Annotated in this window: 14 protein-coding genes; 8 read left to right on the top strand and 6 right to left on the bottom strand. The window is 35.7% G+C overall.

Annotated features, from left to right (window positions below):
- Nucleotides 1-10: 10 nt before the first annotated feature.
- Both M666_RS19780 and M666_RS19775 read right to left on the bottom strand, forming a co-directional pair.
- The gene (locus M666_RS19780) at nucleotides 11-1795 is read right to left on the bottom strand and encodes a RagB/SusD family nutrient uptake outer membrane protein (protein ID WP_029445489.1); all 1785 of its coding nucleotides are present in this window, start codon (nucleotides 1793-1795) and stop codon (nucleotides 11-13) included.
- Nucleotides 1796-1837: 42 nt separating this feature from the next.
- A complete protein-coding gene (locus tag M666_RS19775) occupies nucleotides 1838-5044 on the bottom strand; it encodes a SusC/RagA family TonB-linked outer membrane protein (protein ID WP_029445490.1) in 3207 nt (1068 codons plus the stop codon).
- 682 nt (nucleotides 5045-5726) lie between these two features.
- Here M666_RS19775 and M666_RS19770 point away from each other — a divergent pair.
- From M666_RS19770 to M666_RS19735, 8 genes are all read left to right on the top strand, one after another.
- A complete protein-coding gene (locus tag M666_RS19770) occupies nucleotides 5727-6938 on the top strand; it encodes a glycoside hydrolase family 88 protein (protein WP_052206671.1) in 1212 nt (403 codons plus the stop codon).
- Nucleotides 6939-6959: 21 nt separating this feature from the next.
- The gene (locus M666_RS19765; RefSeq protein ID WP_039326118.1) at nucleotides 6960-8054 is read left to right on the top strand and encodes a glycoside hydrolase family protein; all 1095 of its coding nucleotides are present in this window, start codon (nucleotides 6960-6962) and stop codon (nucleotides 8052-8054) included.
- A gap of 27 nt (nucleotides 8055-8081) precedes the next feature.
- Complete coding sequence (locus tag M666_RS19760; RefSeq protein ID WP_029445493.1) at nucleotides 8082-9677, top strand: sialate O-acetylesterase; 1596 nt, start codon at nucleotides 8082-8084, stop codon at nucleotides 9675-9677.
- A gap of 65 nt (nucleotides 9678-9742) precedes the next feature.
- Nucleotides 9743-10492: a DUF6250 domain-containing protein gene (locus M666_RS19755; protein WP_029445494.1), complete on the top strand. Its 750-nt coding sequence runs from the start codon at nucleotides 9743-9745 to the stop codon at nucleotides 10490-10492.
- A gap of 467 nt (nucleotides 10493-10959) precedes the next feature.
- Nucleotides 10960-12261: an MFS transporter gene (locus M666_RS19750; protein WP_029445495.1), complete on the top strand. Its 1302-nt coding sequence runs from the start codon at nucleotides 10960-10962 to the stop codon at nucleotides 12259-12261.
- 30 nt (nucleotides 12262-12291) lie between these two features.
- The gene (gene kduI / locus M666_RS19745; protein ID WP_029445496.1) at nucleotides 12292-13134 is read left to right on the top strand and encodes a 5-dehydro-4-deoxy-D-glucuronate isomerase; all 843 of its coding nucleotides are present in this window, start codon (nucleotides 12292-12294) and stop codon (nucleotides 13132-13134) included.
- 4 nt (nucleotides 13135-13138) lie between these two features.
- Nucleotides 13139-13933 carry a gluconate 5-dehydrogenase gene (locus M666_RS19740; protein WP_029445497.1) on the top strand — a complete coding sequence of 265 codons (795 nt, stop codon included), beginning with the start codon at nucleotides 13139-13141 and terminating at the stop codon, nucleotides 13931-13933.
- A gap of 11 nt (nucleotides 13934-13944) precedes the next feature.
- Nucleotides 13945-15117, top strand: coding sequence for a BT3233 family polysaccharide utilization protein (locus M666_RS19735; protein ID WP_029445498.1), 1173 nt, complete (start codon nucleotides 13945-13947; stop codon nucleotides 15115-15117).
- A gap of 121 nt (nucleotides 15118-15238) precedes the next feature.
- Here the strand turns inward: M666_RS19735 and M666_RS19730 are convergent, their stop codons facing one another.
- From M666_RS19730 to uxaC, 4 genes are read right to left on the bottom strand one after another with little or no spacing between them, the layout of a single operon-like run.
- A complete protein-coding gene (locus M666_RS19730; protein ID WP_173399838.1) occupies nucleotides 15239-16543 on the bottom strand; it encodes a TRAP transporter large permease in 1305 nt (434 codons plus the stop codon).
- A gap of 2 nt (nucleotides 16544-16545) precedes the next feature.
- Entirely contained in the window at nucleotides 16546-17040 is a 495-nt protein-coding gene (locus tag M666_RS19725; protein WP_226989936.1) for a TRAP transporter small permease, read from the bottom strand.
- Nucleotides 17040-18014 (bottom strand): TRAP transporter substrate-binding protein, encoded by a 975-nt coding sequence (locus M666_RS19720; RefSeq protein WP_024479531.1) that lies wholly within the window; start codon nucleotides 18012-18014, stop codon nucleotides 17040-17042. The genes M666_RS19725 and M666_RS19720 overlap by 1 nt, the downstream gene beginning before the upstream one ends.
- A 5-nt stretch (nucleotides 18015-18019) precedes the next feature.
- Entirely contained in the window at nucleotides 18020-19429 is a 1410-nt protein-coding gene (gene uxaC / locus M666_RS19715) for a glucuronate isomerase (protein ID WP_029445501.1), read from the bottom strand.
- Between the last annotated feature and the right edge of the window lies 1 nt (nucleotide 19430).

Below are 19430 nucleotides of genomic sequence, written 5' to 3'. Positions count from 1 at the left end.
AAATAAGCTTTTAATATCCTGGATTTTGTAACATATTTGGATTTAATCCTATTTGAGAAGTAGGAATAGGGAACAAGTAATTATCTCTAGAGAAATTTCTGATTGATGAAGGTTCTACAACTAGCGCACTTCTTGGTCCTACACCTGTGGTAGTGGTGGCTTCACCAAAACCATATCCTTCAGGAGTATATAAATCAGGATTGTTTTCGTAAACAGTACCTTCAATAACAGCACCAAATTTGGTTTCCCCAAGTTCTTCTTCTGCAATACCCCATCTTTTTAGATCATTAAATCTAGTAGCGCCTTCTGCATACAGCTCTATAGTACGTTCTCTTCTGATTTCTGTTTCAATGTTCATGTTATTGGCAGCTAAAAAAGAATTGCTAATAGCAGGTAAACCTGCTCTGGCTTTAATTAGATTTATAGATTCGTTCATTTCAGCATCTGTGAGACTTCCGTTTAACTCGTACAAAGCTTCTGCATACATCAAATAAACTTCGGCAAGGCGAATAAAAGGCATATCATAAGATTCCGTTTTTGTTGCTCTGTAGGCTTCATCAGTACCCCATTTCCAGCTCATGAATTTAGAGTTGAAATAACCAAAATTATTTGTTCCATTTAAAACAACGTCACCGTTTTGAGGAATTTCACCAAGGTTTTTATGGTAGGTGAAATAAGCGGTCATTCTGTAATCTCTATCTTGAAATTCGTCCGGCGTATTGTCATACCCTTGAAATAATGGCGACTGATCAATCGGTAACCCATCGGTACTCAAAAATAAATCCATCATTTTTCTACTAGGTTTAACTCTACCTTCATAAACATGACTTACAAGGTCGCCGGCTTGTCTAAATGTAAAATCGTATTTCCCGTAAAATATAAACTCTTTATTGGTAGCCTTATCTAAACCAGCTGGGTTAGAACCACTATCTTCTAGATTAAAAAGAAAATTTGAACTTAAATTATCTAAGTCGTCATTATAATTCCAAAGTTCAAAACCACCTTGGTCCATGACCGTTTTGGTAAGTGTTACAACTTCTTGTAAATAAGGATCTATCTTAGAGGCATCAAAGCCGGCACTACCAGCACCAATACTTACACCATCACCATCTGTAGTGGTACCAACATATTTCATCCATGTGGCCTCATGTAGTAAAACATCTGCTTTATAAGCCATTGCCGCCCATTTGCTGATTTTACCTTTATCATTCGATCCAATTTCTTGTTCCGTAGGTAACCCGGCAATAGCATCATCTAAATCTGCTAGTATTTGTGCAACGACTTCATATCTACTATTACGTGGTGCACTTAATTCTTCATCACCTACATCTAATGATCTTGTAACCAAAGTAACCCCTCCAAAGCGTTGTACTAGGTTAAAATATTGGTATGCTCTATGAAATTTAGTAGCAGCAACATAAGCTTCAATACTTTCATCTCCTTCATAAACAGCTGCGCGCTCTAGCAAAAGATTCATAGCTCTAATGGCGGAGTAAGGGCTAGAGTAGTACCCATCTGTTTCAGGTGCTTGCGTATCACCTCTACTATATTCTTGCATCCCTCCATCTTCGGTGTAACCCACCAAATCTGACCCGTGATCGGAATATATGCCTTGGTCGTTTCTCCAAGTCATTAAGTTATTGTAAAATGTATTGGAACCTGTTAGAAAATGTTCAGCTTCGGTATAATATACCTGGTCAGTAATTGAAGCTGGCGGAGCTAAGTCTATAAAATCGTCTTCACACGAGGAGAAGAATACCATTAAACACGGTATTATATATATTATTTTTTTCATCTGTATATTATTTTATGATATGTTAACTACTTCTTGATGGTACTAAAGTGAAATTTTTAAACCTAATGCCCAAGTACGCATAAATGGGTAGGCGCTGTTATTAGAACTCGCTTGAAATTCTGGATCATAACCATCTTTTACACTGGTTATTTCAAATAAATCATTTCCTGAAAAATAAATTCTAATATTATCAATAGGAGTATTCTTTATTTGTAAATTTTTAAAGTTATATCCTATAATAAGAGACTTCAATCTCATATATCTATTATTCTGTAAAATATGATCTTTACTTCTGTAGTTCCACGCAGATAGCCCACGTTGTGTAGTTAATCTAGGAAATTCTGCATCTCTATTATCTTCGGTCCATGTTCTTCCTAACCATGTATTAGATTGGTTCTGCCATTCTGCTTGGAAAGGTTGGGCGAAATAACCCGTTCTATAAACATTATGCTCTAGAGCACCTTGAAAAAATGCACTAAGGTCAAAATTCTTATATTTTACATCAAAATTAAATCCGTAAACATAATGTTGTGATGCATCCCCACTATATGTTAAGTCGTCATTGTCCAGGGTACCATCTCCATTAGAATCTACAACGATCATATCTCCCGGTCTCAATGCATCGTTAGAGCTTTGAGAAGGTAAAATACCACCTTCATCTAAACTTGCGTAATATTCATCAACTTGTGCCTGAGAATCAAAATAACCATTAGTCTCCCATAAATAAAACGAGTTAATTGGTTTTCCTAATATATTTCTGCCACTATCGGCATCGTTCAAATTCTCAAATATCGTTTGGGCACCGTCATATTCAGTGATTTCATTTCTAGAATCGCTCATATTTGCACTTACGGTAAAATCAACTTCACCTACTTTACCTTGATAGCCCAGCATTGCTTCCCATCCCTTGGTTTCTAAAGTACCAATATTGGTAAATGGAGTTGCCGTACCTAAAATATCGGTTTCAATACCTCTAACCAACATACCTACATTGTCTTTTTGATAAAGGTCAAAAGAACCAAATACGTTGCTATTAAACAGTCTAAAGTCTACACCTATCTCCTTGGTTACGATTCGTTCCCAAGTAGTATTACTACTGAATAAACTATTTGCACTAGATGTAGCTTGTTGTCCTGCATTTGTTTGGCCAAATACAGTTGTACCAAAGCCTACCGTAGATAAATATCCAAAATCACCAATACCAGAAGTACTCCCTAATTCGCCATAACCACCTCTTAATTTTAAGAATGATATAAGGCTACTCTCTTTTAAGAAATTTTCGGAACTAAGTACCCAACCAGCTGAAACATTACCGTAGTTAGACCATTTTTTGCCATCTGCAAATCTTGAAGATCCATCTCGTCTACCTTGTACTTCTATTAGATATTTACTTTTGTAGTCATAGTTTAATCTACCGATGTATCCGAAGAAACCCCAAGAAGTACCACCACCCGATGTTGTCACCAATTGGTCGGTAGCTCCTAAATTAATATCGTAAACACCATAATCTACAAAGCCATTTCTTCTAATATTATATTCGTTAATATCATTTTTCTCAGCTTCTATAGCTAAAAGTCCCGATAGGTTGTGATCACCAAATTGATTAGAGTAATTTAATGCACCTTTATAATTCTTGTAAGTAATGTTACCATCATTTCTGTCAGGACCTGTACCTTCTTGAATGGAAGTGGTATTGTTTATATTATTTGAGAAACTCCCGCCCCAGCTATAAAGTGGTACAGAAACCGAATAGGTTTGGTATTCACTATTTTGTCTGCTGATTGCATAAGAACCTGTAAAATCTAAATGATCCGTGAATTTGTATTTAGCTAAAGCAGATATTTTAAATTGCTCAATTGTTTTGTTCTCACGGCCACCATCTATAACTTGTGCCACACCATTTCTATCTCCTGTGATTAGATCACCTCCAAAGTTTGCATAGTATTGTCCGTCTGCATTATAGGTAGGAAAAAGGGGAGCATCGTAGGTTGCTGCTTCTCTACCTAAACCTCCAGAAGGTCCTGAAAATTTATTGTTATAATAAGTAATATTTGTATTCAAACTTAGTTTATCACTAATATCCGCACCATAGTTCATAGAAAAATTATATCTATCAGAACTATCATCTGCAACTTTTAGGCCCCCAACATTGTTGTCATACCCTGCAGATATACGGAAGTTACTTTTTTCTGTTCCTCCAGATATACTAATGTTATGTTGGCTTGAGTAAGAATTACCGAACATTTCATCAAACCTAGGGGCATCTCCTAACCAAATATTTCCGTTTATAGGTAAATCATAATATCCTTCTTCTCCAGAAGCAATTCTATCTACAGTTGCAAGATCATTCCAAAAGAAATATCTAGGTGGCTTTCCAGAAGCTATATCTTCACGAGCTGCAGCAGCATATAATTGCCCGTATTGTGACATTGTTGGTGATGGAGGACGTATACCTATTGTACCAACTCTAGAAATGGTACTGATATCAATCTTAATCTGTCCTTTACCTTTTTTTGTAGTCACTAAAATCACACCACCTGCGGCACGGGATCCGTATACAGATGCCGATCCCCCTTTTAATACACTAATGCTTTCAATATCATTAGGGTTCATATCGTTAAAGGAAGACGAGTTTATGGAAGGAATACCATCAATTACAATAAGTGGTTCTATTCCGTTAATAGAAGAAGCACCTCTAATTAGAAAGTTTACATTTTCATCGCCAGGTCTTGAGGAGGTACGAGTAACTACCAAACCAGGCGTTCTACCTTGAAGCGCTAATGCAGGACTACCCACAGCTAAATCTTCAAAAGCTTCTGCCTTTACCTGTTCAACAGATCCCGTTAGAGTTTCCTTTTTAGCAGTACCGTAACCTACCACCACAATCTCATCTAGTGCGCTTACATCCGCTTCCAATGAAACGTTAATTACAGTACTAGACTTAGTTGATACTTCTTTTTTTGCATAACCTATAGAAGAAAAGACAAGAACACTTGTGCTAGCAGGTACATCTATAGTATAGTTACCATCAAAATCTGTAACTGTTCCAGTAGAAGTTCCTTTAACTACGACATTCACACCCGGTATGGGCATATTGTCTTCTGCGTCTACTACTGTACCAGATATTTTTATGCTCTGTGGTAAGGTTGGATTTGCATGTGCCGTAATGCTGCAAATAAGAAAGCCTAAAATCCAAAATAGACTCGACAATTTTTTCAGATTCAACTGAATGCTTTTAAGTTTAGTCATAAAAATTAATTTTTAATAGTTTCATATAATTAAGTGAGTACGTTTGTTAAGGCAATGTTAATTATTAAGATCAATGACCATGATAAAATAATATTCAATCATTATAAATTATAGCTCTTTTTAAGTTATTTAGTAATATACAGGGCTTTTTTATGCGGTATTATATAATAATTAGATAAAAAAATTAATGATTTGTAAATGTATACATTAGGAGTTTGCTGCCGAAAAACTATGGTCTAATTGCATAAAAAGAGCATAATATGTGAGATGAAAAATAAGTAATTTGAAAGTTTTTTGATAAATCTAGCAATCCCTAATTTGTAAATCACTGTAAATAAATGCGTTGCGATCTAACACTTCTTGGTTGGATAAAAGGAGATTTTCACATAGACCAATAGGTCTTCCTAACTTAATTTCTGCTTAAGTATACTTTCTAAAAAAAAATGCTCTATTTCTACGCTATACAGGATAGGCTTACTCTTAAATCTTATTTGTAGTATAATTCGTATAAATACGCTAGCAAAAGGATGTTATTTTATCATGATTGAATGATAATTTATGCCTTAGGAGGCTTATTCTTTCTAAAATTGTGATAGAGTTTATACTGTAAATTTTCCTTTAAATTTTTATGAAAAATAAGCTCAATAAACACTTTTTAGATATAACCATAGATCCTTAAATTATGAGTAAATTTTTTCTAATGCTTACTATTGTATTGATTGTTTCGTGTAGTCCTACAAAAAAAGAAGCTCCCGTATTTAGCGCACAAGAGATGCTAGATGAAAGCGTAATAAAAACAAAAGAAACACTTAAAGGCTTATCTGTTAAAGATAGCTTTTTAAGAAATATTCCTGAAAACCAAACTACTTGGGAATCTGTAGGAGTAAATGATTGGTGTAGTGGTTTCTGGCCAGGAGTTCTTTGGTATGCGTATGAAGCTTCTAATGATGCATCTTTAAAAAAGGAAGCAGCAGCTTTTACGGCTCCTATAAAAACCATTGCGTACAATTCTGCTCAGAATCATGATATTGGTTTTATGGTGTATTGTAGTTTTGGTAATGGGTATAGAATTACTGGAAATCCGGAGTATAAGGAAGTGTTGCTGTCCGCAGCAGATACGTTAGCTACCTTATATAACGATAAGGTAGGGTCAATACTTTCTTGGCCAGAAAAACGGGAAGAGTATGCTCATAATACGATTATTGATAATATGATGAACCTGGAATTACTTTTTTGGGCAGCAAAAAACGGTGGAGACCAACGTTTATATGATATCGCTACTAGTCATGCAGAAGTAACCATGAATAATCTTGTTAGGGAAGACAACTCCCTATACCATTTAGGATCTTTCAATGAGGAAACAGGCGAATTTTTAAAAGGATATACGCACCAAGGCTATGCAGATGAATCTATGTGGGCAAGAGGACAAACATGGGGTATTTACGGTTTTGCAATGGCGTATAGAGAAACAGGGAGAAAAGATTTTTTAGAAACTTCTATAAAATTAGCAGACCATTTCTTAGAGCGTTTACCAGAAGACGGAATTCCTTTTTGGGATTTTGATGATCCAAAAATTCCAAATGCACCTAAAGATGCTTCTGCTGCAGCTATTGCCGCTTGTGGTATGTTTGAAATAGCAAATTTAGTAGAGGATGTTACATTGAAAAATAAATTTAATACTGCTGCAACCAAGTTTGTAGAAATTTTATCATCAGATGCCTATTATAGTGGTGACAAGAACCAAGCACTTTTATTGCATTCTACAGGTCATTTACCCAACAATTCAGAAATTGATATGCCTATCATTTATGCTGATTATTACTATATGGAAGCTTTGATGCGCTTAAAAAAATTAGAAGAAGCAACAGCCACCAAGGTAGTAGCCAAAAACTAATAAATTTTTAAAACCCAACGGATGTTAAAAACCTTATGCAGCTTATTTTGTATTGTTTCTACAGTGATGTGTGCTCAGAATAAGGTGTTTAGTAATTTATTAGAAGCACCAGTGAATGGCGGCTTACAGATGGATGAGTATTGGGTTTGGGGGAGCTCTGTAATCAAAGGAGATGATGGTGTGTATCATATGTATGCTTCTAGATGGCCAAAATTTCTACCCTTTCATCCCGGCTGGATGACTAATTCAGAAATTGTCCATGCCACTTCCAATACCCCAGAGGGACCCTATACATTTAAGGATGTGGCTTTAGGAGCTCGTGGTGCTCAGTATTGGGATGGCAGATCTTGTCACAACCCTAAAATTGTGAAATATAAAGACACCTATATTTTATATTATATGGGATCCACACATCCTTTTGAGGATGTGTCAGAAAATAATATAGCCCAATTTACACTTACTAGTAAATGGTGTATTTCGGCGCGGTGGGGAAAGCGTATAGGAATGGCGATTTCTAAAAATCCTAACGGGCCTTGGGAAAGGTATGATGCCCCGATATTTGATGTGAAACCGGATTCATTTTATAGTTTTTTAACCTCTAATCCGTCACCCTTACTAAAAGATGATGGCGCTGTAGTATTACTTTTCAAAGGTCGAAATTATAAAGAGGACGGTATTTCTAATTCAGATATGAGTATAGGTGTTGCTACAGCACCCTCTTTTGAAGGGCCATATACGGTAGTAGGTGATCAACCCCTTTTTTCTACGGAACATTTAGGGGAGATTGAAGATCCTCATATTTGGAAAGATGTTAACGGGATACACATGGTAGCCAAAGACCAACGCGGAAAAATTACAGGGGTCGCAGGAGATGGATTATTGGCACATTCTGAAGATGGTATTCAGTGGGAGGTAGATCCAAACCCAAAAGCATATACTAAATTGGTGAAATGGGACACCGGCAAAATTATAAAACAAGGACAATTAGAACGGCCGTTTGTTTTGGTTGAAGACAATGTGCCTACTCATATTTTCTTTGCGACCATGGATGGACCTGGAGGTTTTAGTAAAGGATCAAAAACGTGGAATATGGTGATTCCTTTATCTCAAAAATAATCATTCAATCTATTTAAAAATTACACGATGATAAAGAATTTCACTTTAGTACTTTTTGTTATTTTTCTTTTACCACAAGCGCTTCGAGCGGAGGTAACCGTAAATGCCATTTTTTCTGATCATATGGTACTACAGCGCGATACAAAAGTGCCAGTATGGGGTTGGGCAGATCCAAAAGAAGCAATAACTATTTCTGGGAGTTGGGGAAAAACGGCTTCTGTACTAACTAGCCCTGAAGGTAAATGGCGCGTAGATCTAGAAACACCTAGCGCTGGAGGCCCTTTTACCATCACTATTTCAGGAAAAAATACGATTGTTATTCATGATGTGTTATCAGGAGAAGTTTGGCTTTGTACAGGGCAATCAAATATGGATTTTTCAATTTCAAAATTCTTGAATGATTCTAAAGATCCAAAACATCAACCTTTGGTAGCATATATTAGAAATGAAGCAGCTACTGTAAATGACCCTTACTTAAGACACATTGAAGTGCCACAGGCAACATCCTTATTTGATAAAGAAGTTAATTTTGAAGGCAATTGGCGAAAGGCAACAACAGATGAAATAGGGAAGATAACGGCTACAGGTTATTTTTTTGCTAAGGAACTAAGGAAACAGTTAAACGTACCCATAGGGCTAGTAGAATGTTCTTGGGGAGGAACACGTGTACAGCCCTGGATTTCAGAAGCATCTTATCTTGAGGATGAAAATCTGAGAGATTATTTTTTAGCCAATAGAAAAGAAGAGAAGGCATTAATTTCTAAAATGGATGCTGAAGATTATCAAGATACAGAGTACAACGAGCAGATGGAACACTGGAAAAGCAAAGGTGAAAAGGGAAAACAACCCAAACCTATGACGCATCCTAAAGAAGATCGACAAGCACCTGGAACATTATATAATGCGATGTTACATACCATTATTCCCTATAAAATAAAAGGAGCCATTTGGTATCAAGGGGAAAGCAACGCCGTGTACATGCCCAATGAATATGAGGCATTTTTAACCAATATGATTCGCAGTTGGAGAGCCGATTGGGGGCAAGGAGATTTTTCTTTTTATATGGCACAACTAGCAGCGTGTACTAGAGGAAATGATACTGCAGACAAAGGTTGGGCAACGGTTAATGATCATTTGAGGAGAACTACTAAATTACCAAATACAGGCCTTGCCGTATTATATGATATAGGAGAACCGCGCGATATTCATCCTCACAACAAAATGGATGCCGGTAAAAGATTAGCGTTTTGGGCATTAGAAAAAGATTACAACGTAAAAACATCGGTTTATAGCGGACCACTGTATAAAAGTAAGAAGGTTAAAAAGGATAAAATTATCATCTCTTTTGATCATGCGAAGTCGGGTTTAATGGTAGGATATAAAAACCTGCTAGATGATACAATTTCAGTAGATGAACCATTAGAATGGTTTGAGGTTTTAAGTAGTGATGGAATCTGGTATAAAGCAAATGCCACTATAATCTCTAAAAATAAAGTAGCCGTTTGGAATGCTACTGTTTCAGAACCGCTAGAAGTGCGTTATGCATGGTCAGGAAATCCTGAAGGGGCAAACCTTTACAATACGGGAGGTTTACCAGCAGCAGCTTTTAGTACAGAAGACTAAAGCTTATAAGCTAAAGCAAGCTTATTTTTTAATCTAATTATGAATATTGTTTAAGATAAAAGTATATGAATTTTGAAAGATCGATAGGTCATTTTGCTGGGTATAGCGTGTTGCTATTTTCACTATTTGTTTTAAGTGCATGTAATTCTAAGATCAAATTGAATGATACTCAAACAGTGGATGTAACCTTACTACATACCGAGTCTTTTGATGAAAATTTAAATAATTGGAAGGTAGAGCAGATGCCGGGGGGAACAGTGCAAATTGTCAACAAAAAGCTCGAAATATATGATGCTGCAGGATGTACTATTTGGTATACACAAAAGTTAGAAGGCTCAATTATGATAACCTATGATGCGACGGTCATTGATAACGGAGAATTACATGACCGCGTATCAGATTTAAATTGCTTTTGGATGGCTACAGATCTTGAAAATCCAACTAATTTATTTGAAAATTCAGCACGTCGGGGTGGAAAGTTTTCAAACTATGATTCGTTACAATTGTACTATATGGGTGTTGGCGGACATAACAATACCAAGACCAGATTTAGACGTTACTTAGGTAATGGAGAAAGACCCTTATTGCCAGAACATGATTTAACGGCATCAAAGTTTCTTCTTAAAGCTAATACTACGTATAAAATTAAAATAATAGCCCATGAGGGCATCATTCAATATTATAAGGATGATTTGCTTATTGCAGATTTTCAAGATTCACAGCCTTACACTTCGGGTTATTTTGGACTCAGAACAGTAGATAATCATATGACGGTTGATGAGTTTAAAGTATACAGATTATCACCTGCCAATTAATTGAAATCAGCTTTATTAAAAAGATTCTTGATCTTTATAACTACTAAGATTCCACTTAAAATTTGCAAGGTCTATTTGATATCACTTGTCTGGTAATTTTTAAATAAAGCTTTTGTGGGAGCTGCTGTTGGGAGGCTATAGTTCTAAAATGAATTATAGTTTATAGGCTTTGAATACTAATTTATCCTTTCACTTTTTATTAATTTTTATACTTGTTTCAAAGATGTTGAGGTGTATAAACTATAATTCAGGCCAATAAAAAAATAGCGCTTGAATCGGTCTTTTAAAATCATATTGTTAGGTATTCTAAGCTGCTTTTGTATTCAAAATATAATCAGAAGATACAAGGTGTAGTTTGAGAATATTGATCTAAAAGCCATTCCAAGCGTATTTAGAAAATAGCAATAATTAATGAAATAATAGCATACTGTTTAAGGAGGCTAAAAGAGGAATAATTTAAAGACTACATGAATAAAATAAAACAAAAAATTGGAAACTATCGCTTTAGAATTTTAGGATTACTATTATTTGCGACGACCATAAATTATTTTGATAGAAGCATTATTGGTGTTATGGCGCCTACACTTCAAAAAATGTTTGATTGGACTAATGAAGATTACGCAAACATTATCATTAGTTTTCAAGTAGCCTATGCCATTGGTATGTTGACCATGGGAGGTATTATAGATAAATTAGGAACAAAAATAGGATACACATTAGCCATTGCCATATGGAGTATTTTTGGAATGCTTCATGCTGCGGTTAGACCAGGTTTTAGCGTCATAGGCTTTAGTCTAGCTCGTTTTGGTTTAGGTTTTGGAGAGGCAGGTAATTTTCCTGCAGCAATAAAAACAGTCGCAGAATGGTTTCCGAAAAAAGAACGTGCTTATGCTACTGGAATATTTAATGCAGCAACAAGCATTGGAGCCATTGCAGCACCATTTGTTGTAGGGTGGATTGTACATGAAGACGGTACCAATTGGCAGATTCCTTTTTTAATAACAGGTGCTTTAAGCGCTATTTGGGTTTTTCTGTGGTTAAAATATTATAAAAAACCGGAGGATCATCCTAAAGTAAGCAAAGAAGAGCTTGAGTATATTATTAGTGATTCGGCCGTAGAAGTGAGTAAAGAAAAACTACCGTGGATCAAAATCCTAAAAAGACGAGAAGCTTGGGCTTTTGCAGCTGCTAAAATTACCGATGCTGTTTGGTGGTTTTACCTTTTTTGGGGTGCAAAATTTTTGGCAGAAACTTTTGGTTTAAAACTAAAAGACATAGGAGTTCCTTTCTTTATTATGTATGTTCTTGCAGATGGGGGTAGTATTCTGGGAGGCTACTTATCGGGATATTTTATTAAGAAAGGATGGTCTGTAAATAAAGCTAGAAAAACCACTTTATTGCTTTGTGCGGTAATGATTTTACCCGTTTGCTATGTGGCTTTTGCCGAGAACAAATGGTTAGCTGTGTTCTTAATTGGGATTGGAGCAGCAGGGCATCAAGCATGGTCGGCAAACATATTTACCTTAGTCTCTGACGTTTTTCCTAAAAAAGCCACAGCATCTATTGTTGGGCTAGGAGGAATGATTGGTGCCGTAGCAGGTATTATTAGTAATAAACTACTGGGTAAGTTTCTAGACCAGGCCGATAATACCGCTTATTTCTGGGCTTTTTTAGTGGCAGGTTCTAGTTATCTCATTATTTTAGGTATTGTTCATTTATTGATGCCGAAAATGATTCCGCTAGACGAAAATTTAAAACAAATTCTATAACTATATAATTAATATTAAATACAATTTTAAATGTCAAATACTTACGAAACACGTTATGCTTCACATCCTGAAGCTGTAAAAAAATACGATACAGAACAACTTAGAGAAGAGTTTTTAATATCAGACTTATTACAAGAAGATAGATTGAAACTAGTCTATTCTCATTATGATCGGTTTATTACGGGTGGTGTTGTTCCAGCAGCAAAGAAAGTACTATTAGAAAGCATTGATCCATTGAAAGCTTCGTACTTTTTAGAAAGAAGAGAACTTGGTATAATTAACATTGGAGACAGTGGAACAGTTACTGTAGACGGAGAAGAATTTCATTTAGATCATAAAGAAGCACTTTATTTAGGCCGAGGTAACAAGGAAGTGTATTTTTCTAGCAAGTCAGAAAAAAGTCCCGCTAAATTTTACTTAAACTCAACTCCTGCTCATAAAGCTTTTCCAAATAAAAAAATTGGAATTAATGATGTAGAGGTAGTAGAATTAGGGTCTCCAGAAACCGCTAATGCCAGAACACTTAGAAAGTATATAGTAAATAGTGTCGTAGACGTATGTCAATTGCAAATGGGAATGACGTCTTTAAAATCAGGGAGTGTTTGGAATACCATGCCAGCACATGTTCATGATCGTAGAATGGAAGTGTATTTCTATTTTGAGATTCCAGAAGGGCAAGCGGTAAGTCATTTTATGGGACAGCCTACAGAAACAAGACATATTTGGATGGATAATAACCAAGCTGTTATTTCTCCACCATGGTCTATACATTGTGGTTCAGGAACTTCAAACTATACTTTTATTTGGGGAATGGCGGGTGAAAACCTAGATTATGGCGATATGGATGTGTGTAAAATAACCGAATTACGATAAAACTATGAGTATCTCATTATTTGATTTAAAAGGAAAAATTGCATTAGTAACAGGAAGTACTCATGGCTTGGGTATGGCTATGGCAATGGGTTTAGGAAAAGCAGGAGCCACTATCATCGTGAATGGTAACTCATCACAAGACAAAATAGATACAGCCTTAGTCGCTTATAAAACAGAAGGTATCAATGCTTTTGGTTACAAGTTTAATGTTACAGATGAAGACCAAGTAAAAGCTGCAGTGAAAAGCATTGAAGCAGAAGTAGGGACGATAGATATTTTGGTGAATAACGCAGGTATTATCAAAAGAACACCACTCGAAGATATGGAAGTATCAGATTTTAGAGAAGTGGTAGATGTAGATTTGGTGAGTCCGTTTATTGTTTCCAAACATGTTGTGAAAGGAATGATAGCTCGTAAGAGTGGTAAAATTATCAATATTTGTTCTATGATGAGCGAATTGGGGAGAAATACGGTTGGTGCATATGCAGCAGCAAAAGGTGGACTTAAAATGTTGACGCAGAATATGGCGACCGAATGGGCAAAACATAATATTCAGATTAATGGAATTGGTCCTGGGTATTTTGCAACGACACAAACGGAACCCATTCGAGTAGAAGGGCATCCGTTTAATGATTTTATTGTGAATAGAACGCCGGCAGCAAAATGGGGAGACCCTAATGATTTAAGTGGTGCTGCTATTTTCTTAAGTTCTAAGGCAAGTGATTTTGTAAATGGTCATATTCTGTATGTAGATGGCGGAATTTTAGCAACCATAGGAAAACCATCCAATGAAAACTAAAACAAACAAGAATGAACGTTAATAAATTAGCCTTTTTTTTAAGTATAGGATTCGTATTACAATCTTGTGAGCCAGAAAAAAGTACCTCAGTTTTTATTGTTAATAATAATTTGAATGTGGAGCGCTCTTTTGAGACGGTAGAACTATCCAAAGAATTTTTAGCGGATAAAGATTTAAATACTATTGGCATTAAAGATATTGAAACAGGAAAATTACAAATTGTCCAATTGGTAGATACTAATGGAGATTCAATAGAGGATGAACTGCTGTTTCAGCCTACATTAGGGCCAAATTCTGAAAGAAGATTTGAAATAGTAACCGCAACAAAAGAAGAGCAACCTACTGCTCCCGACTATTGTTATTCTCGTTTTGTTCCAGAGCGTACAGATGATTATACGTGGGAGAATGATAAAGTCGCTTTTAGAATGTATGGACCTACAGCGCAACAAATGATTGAAGATAGTATTCCGGGAGGAACATTGTCAAGTGGGGTAGATGCCTGGTTAAAAAAGGTAGAATACCCTATTATTAATAAATGGTATGAGAAGAATAGCAAAAGGGCAGGGGCCTACCATGAAGATACTGGTGAAGGTTTAGATAACTTTCATGTAGGATCAAGTAGAGGTGTAGGCGGTCTTGCCATAAAAGAAGATACGACGTACTACTATTCTAAAAATTTCATAGAATGGAAAACAATCACAACAGGCCCTATTAGGACTAGTTTTTATTTAAAACATAAGGATTGGAACGCCGGTGAACATCAAATTCAAGAATCAAAAATAATAAGTTTAGATCTAGGAAGTAATTTTTCTAAATTTGAGATTAGCCTTGAAGGTTCAGAGCATATTTCTGTTGGATTAACGCTGCATGAAAAAGATGGTGTAGTTACCGGAGATACAAACAAAGGTTGGGTGAGTTATTGGGAGCCGCATGCAGATTCAGAATTAGGGTCTGCAATCATAGCAAGTAAGAACTACTTTATAGATTACGAAACCTATGATACAAATATAACCGATTTAAGTAATGCATATGCGAACTTAAAAGTTATAAATGATAAGGTAGTTTACTACGCTGGTTTTGGCTGGAAAGAGAGTGGTCAGTTTAAAACAAAAGAAGCATGGGAGCAGCATTTAAATAGTGTTTCTGAGAAAATAAATAACCCATTGATCGTTCGTAAAGAATAACATCTAATCATTTTTGAATGATAACAGAAAACCCTGTAACGTTTTGTTACAGGGTTTTTTAGTTTTAGGAACTAACAGCGATAAAAGAGCTATTAGCTAATTATTTTTAGGTCTGTTTATTCTATAGATCAAACAATCTAGGTAAAAACATAGATATTTCAGGAATGTATAAGACCAGTAATAACACAATCACCATTATTGCTAAAAAGGGCAATAGGGGTTTAATTACCTGAGATACGGATATTTTGGCAACGCCACTACCTACAAAGAGAATGGTTCCAACAGGAGGAGTACATAATCCAATACAAAGGTTTAATACCATGACGATTCCAAAATGGACAGGATCCATACCTAAAGCAACAACTACAGGTAAGAAGATAGGTGTAAAGATGAGTACGGCAGGAGTAATATCCATAAACGTACCAACAATTAATAGGATAATATTGATCACTAAAAAGATGACAAATTTATTGCTAAATTGTTCTAGTAGAAAGTTACTCATAAGTTCAGGTACACTTTCAAAAGAAAACAGCCATGACATCGCCATAGAAGTACAAATTAAGAACATAACTACCGCGGTAGTTTTTGCACTGGTCAATAATACACTAGGAAAATCTTTTACACGAATATCACCATAGATTAAAGCAAGAATTGCAGCGTATAAAACAGCAATTACGGATGCTTCTGTTGCGGTAAAAACTCCTGCAACAATACCGCCAACAACAATGAAAAGTAAAAGAAGGCTAAAAAATGCCTTTCTAAAATACGTCCAGATTTCTTTTAATGGAGCTCTTTGTTCTTTTGAGAATTTTCTGCGGATAGCCACAAATGCAACGTAACCCATTAATGCTAGACCTAGCAATATTCCAGGTAAATAACCTGCAATAAATAAGGCAGCTACAGAGGCGGTACCGCCACTAGCTAAAGCATAAACAATTAAAATGTTACTGGGTGGAATTAGAAGCCCGGTAGTAGATGAGGTAATATTTACCGAAGCACTAAACTCTCTTGGGTATCCTTCCTCTTCCATTCTGTCTGTCATGATGCTACCAATAGCTGAGGTTGCCGCAATAGCAGAACCAGATATGGCGCCAAATAACATAGACGCCAATACGTTCACATACGCTAGACCACCAGGTAAACTAGCAACTAATGATTTTGCAAAGTTGATGAGTCTATTGGCAATACCACCTCTTTTCATGATTTCACCTGCCAAAACAAAGAACGGAATGGCAAGTAATGCAAAACTATCAATACCGGTAATCATTCTTTGGGCTATGGTGGTGATGCCTGGTAAACTATCAATATTCAGGAGTAAACTAATGGTGGTAGAAATGCCAATAGAAAAAGCTACAGGCACTTTAAGCATTAATAAAATGAAAAAACTAACAAATAAAACGATGATACTTATCACTTCAATACTCATAATTATTCGGTTATTTGGTTAGAATTAATTTTAGCTATGTGGTAGATAGAAAAACACATCATAAGTAATCCACTAAATGGAAAAATGCTATACACATATCCCAAAGGTATACGTAAGGTCCCCGAAAGTTGCTCTAAATCTAGGGTAGTATAGACTAAATTAAATCCGCCAATGACCATAACAATTAACGCGAATAAGAAGACACATACTTCAATTAAGAGCAGCACTTTTTTCTTTTTAGCCGATGAGAATTTTTGGTATAAAAAGTCCATCGATAAATGTTCTCTTTTTGCACTTAAATAAGCAGCTCCTAATATGGCAAGCCATATCAAAGAAAAACGGGCAAATTCTTCGGTCCAAGAGAAGGACCTGTTTAAAAGGTATCTTGAGAATACCTGCCATAAAACGTCTAAAACTAATAATGCAAAAATAAAGATCAAAAGCACTTCCATTATTTTGCAAGTATTTTTAAAAAGGGTATCTAATCTATTCATCATTAGTTCTTTTTTATTTGTTCAATTAAGCTTGATAAATCAGGATTTTCCTTTTCAAATTCTTCTAAGACGGATTTAGATTTTTCAGCGAATAAAGATTTTTCAGGAATGATAATTTCTACACCAGCCTCCGTTGCTATTTTCATAGATTCTTCTACGGAATCATTCCAATATTTTTTTTCGGCTTCAGAAGATTCTTCGGCCGCTTCTTGTACCCATATTTTTTCTTGATCTGTTAATTTCTCCCAATATTTGGTACTTATTAAAAGTACATCTGGTACGGCAGAATGTTGATCTAAAGTATAGTATTTACTGACTTCAAAATGGTTAGAAGAAACAAAGGATGGTGGGTTGTTTTCTGCGCCATCAACAACACCTTGCTGTATTGCAGTATACAGTTCTCCGTAAGCCATTGGCGTAGCAGAGCCTCCCATAGCATTCACCATATTTATTGCCATTTGGTTGTTCATTACACGAATTTTTAAACCTTTTAAATCATCAGGAGTTCTAATGGCTTTATTACTGGTATAAAAACTACGACTTCCTGCATCATAATAACATAAACCACGCAAGTAGAATTTACTCCCTTTTTCTAAAATAGATTTACCGATGGGACCTTCTAAAACATCAAATTGATGTTCTTTGTCTCGAAACAAATAAGGAATACCCAGTACATGATATTCTGGGACAAAATTAGACATGGTGGCAGCACTAACTTTGGTGATAGCCACACTACCAATTTGTAATAACTCTAATACCTCGCGTTCCGAACCCAATTGACCATCAGGGAATATTTTAATCTTTAAAGTACCATTAGATTTTTTATCTAAAGATTCTTGGAATTTTAGAATCCCTTTATGTACCGGATGTGTTTGAGGTAGGGTGTGCGCTAAATAAAGTGTTTTAGTTCCAGACTCTTCTTTACATGAAGTGATAAATAAAGCGAAAACAACACAGAGTAGTGTATAGTATTTCATGATGTTTAGTTGAATTTAAAATAGTTTACCGCGTTGTTATAGCAAATATCTTGGACCATTTTACCTAAAAAGTTTAAATCATCAGGCACTAAACCTTTCCGAACATCTTCCGCAAGCAAATCACATAAAATACGTCTAAAGTATTCGTGTCTTGGAAAAGATAAGAAACTTCTACTATCTGTAAGCATTCCTACAAATCTGCTTAAAAGGCCCATATTAGAAAGTGCATTCATTTGCTTTTCCATACCGTCTTTCTGGTCTAAAAACCACCAGCCAGATCCCCATTGCATTTTTCCTGCACATTCTCCCGTATTATAATTCCCCATCATGGTAGCAAAAACTTCATTTTGCGACGGATTTAAATTATAACTAATCGTTTTAGCCAGAATTCCCTCATAATCTAACCTGCCAAAAAAGGCAGACATAGATTTTGCATGCGTATTATCACCCATAGAATCACAACCAGAATCGGCTCCTAATTCCTCCAATAAGCGAGTGTTATTATCCCTAAGTGCTCCTAAGTGAAACTGTTGTACCCAGTTTTTTGCATGATACATTTTACTTAAATGGTATTGTATACATGATTTGTAGCTATTTGTCTCGGCATCAGAAAGGGAGCCTCCAGAAAGTCTTTTTTTCAAAATGGAATTGGCTTCATCATCCGTAAAGTCAAAAGCATAAATTTGCTCTAGACCAAAGTCAGACAAACGGCAACCATTAGCATTAAAGAAATCTACACGTTCTTGAATCGCTTTTAATAAATCATCTAAAGAGTGAATAGGAAAAGAAACGCATGTGGCTAATTTTTCTAAATAACTTTCAAAAGATGTTTTATTGATTAAGAAAAGCTGATCCGGCCTAAACGTAGGATATACTTTAGTGAAAAAACCTTGTTTTGCTATTTCTTGATGGTACGCTAAATCATCAATAGGGTCATCTGTGGTACAGATAACTTCTACATTCATTTGTTCAAGCAGTTGCGCCGGAGTTTTATGTGCTAAAATAGTATTCGCTTTAGCATAAATTGTAGAAGCCGTACTTTCTTGTAAAATAGCATCAACATCAAAGTAACGTTTTAATTCTAAATGCGTCCAATGAAATAAAGGGTTCCGCAAGGTGTACGGAACCGTTTCTGCCCATTTGTTAAACTTTTCTTCTTGTGACGCGTTGCCTGTAATATATTTTTCATCGATACCATTAGCTCTCATAGCACGCCATTTATAATGGTCGCCATTAAGCCAAGCATCAGAAAGATTTGCCATAGGCTTATTTTCTGCGATTTGCTTTGGGGATAAATGATTGTGATAATCAATAATAGGCATGTCTTTCGCAAAATCATGATATAGTTTTATGGCTATATCAGAATTTAATAAAAAGTTTTCTGTAATAAAGTTCTTTGATGTTATGGAAGCCATT

This window comes from Cellulophaga baltica 18 (assembly GCF_000468615.2).
GTDB lineage: Bacteria > Bacteroidota > Bacteroidia > Flavobacteriales > Flavobacteriaceae > Cellulophaga > Cellulophaga baltica.
Note: the sequence above shows the minus strand (reverse complement) of the source record. Positions and strands in the feature narration are given on the sequence as shown.

Bases quoted from the DNA above. Each gene is read 5' to 3' on its own strand.
- M666_RS19780 (WP_029445489.1), bottom strand. From the start codon at position 1,795: ATGAAAAAAATAATATATATAATACCGTGTTTAATGGTATTCTTCTCC.
- M666_RS19775 (WP_029445490.1), bottom strand. From the start codon at position 5,044: ATGACTAAACTTAAAAGCATTCAGTTGAATCTGAAAAAATTGTCGAGT.
- M666_RS19770 (WP_052206671.1), top strand. From the start codon at position 5,727: ATGAGTAAATTTTTTCTAATGCTTACTATTGTATTGATTGTTTCGTGT.
- M666_RS19765 (WP_039326118.1), top strand. From the start codon at position 6,960: ATGTTAAAAACCTTATGCAGCTTATTTTGTATTGTTTCTACAGTGATG.
- M666_RS19760 (WP_029445493.1), top strand. From the start codon at position 8,082: ATGATAAAGAATTTCACTTTAGTACTTTTTGTTATTTTTCTTTTACCA.
- M666_RS19755 (WP_029445494.1), top strand. From the start codon at position 9,743: ATGAATTTTGAAAGATCGATAGGTCATTTTGCTGGGTATAGCGTGTTG.
- M666_RS19750 (WP_029445495.1), top strand. From the start codon at position 10,960: ATGAATAAAATAAAACAAAAAATTGGAAACTATCGCTTTAGAATTTTA.
- kduI (WP_029445496.1), top strand. From the start codon at position 12,292: ATGTCAAATACTTACGAAACACGTTATGCTTCACATCCTGAAGCTGTA.
- M666_RS19740 (WP_029445497.1), top strand. From the start codon at position 13,139: ATGAGTATCTCATTATTTGATTTAAAAGGAAAAATTGCATTAGTAACA.
- M666_RS19735 (WP_029445498.1), top strand. From the start codon at position 13,945: ATGAACGTTAATAAATTAGCCTTTTTTTTAAGTATAGGATTCGTATTA.
- M666_RS19730 (WP_173399838.1), bottom strand. From the start codon at position 16,543: ATGAGTATTGAAGTGATAAGTATCATCGTTTTATTTGTTAGTTTTTTC.
- M666_RS19725 (WP_226989936.1), bottom strand. From the start codon at position 17,040: ATGATGAATAGATTAGATACCCTTTTTAAAAATACTTGCAAAATAATG.
- M666_RS19720 (WP_024479531.1), bottom strand. From the start codon at position 18,014: ATGAAATACTATACACTACTCTGTGTTGTTTTCGCTTTATTTATCACT.
- uxaC (WP_029445501.1), bottom strand. From the start codon at position 19,429: ATGGCTTCCATAACATCAAAGAACTTTATTACAGAAAACTTTTTATTA.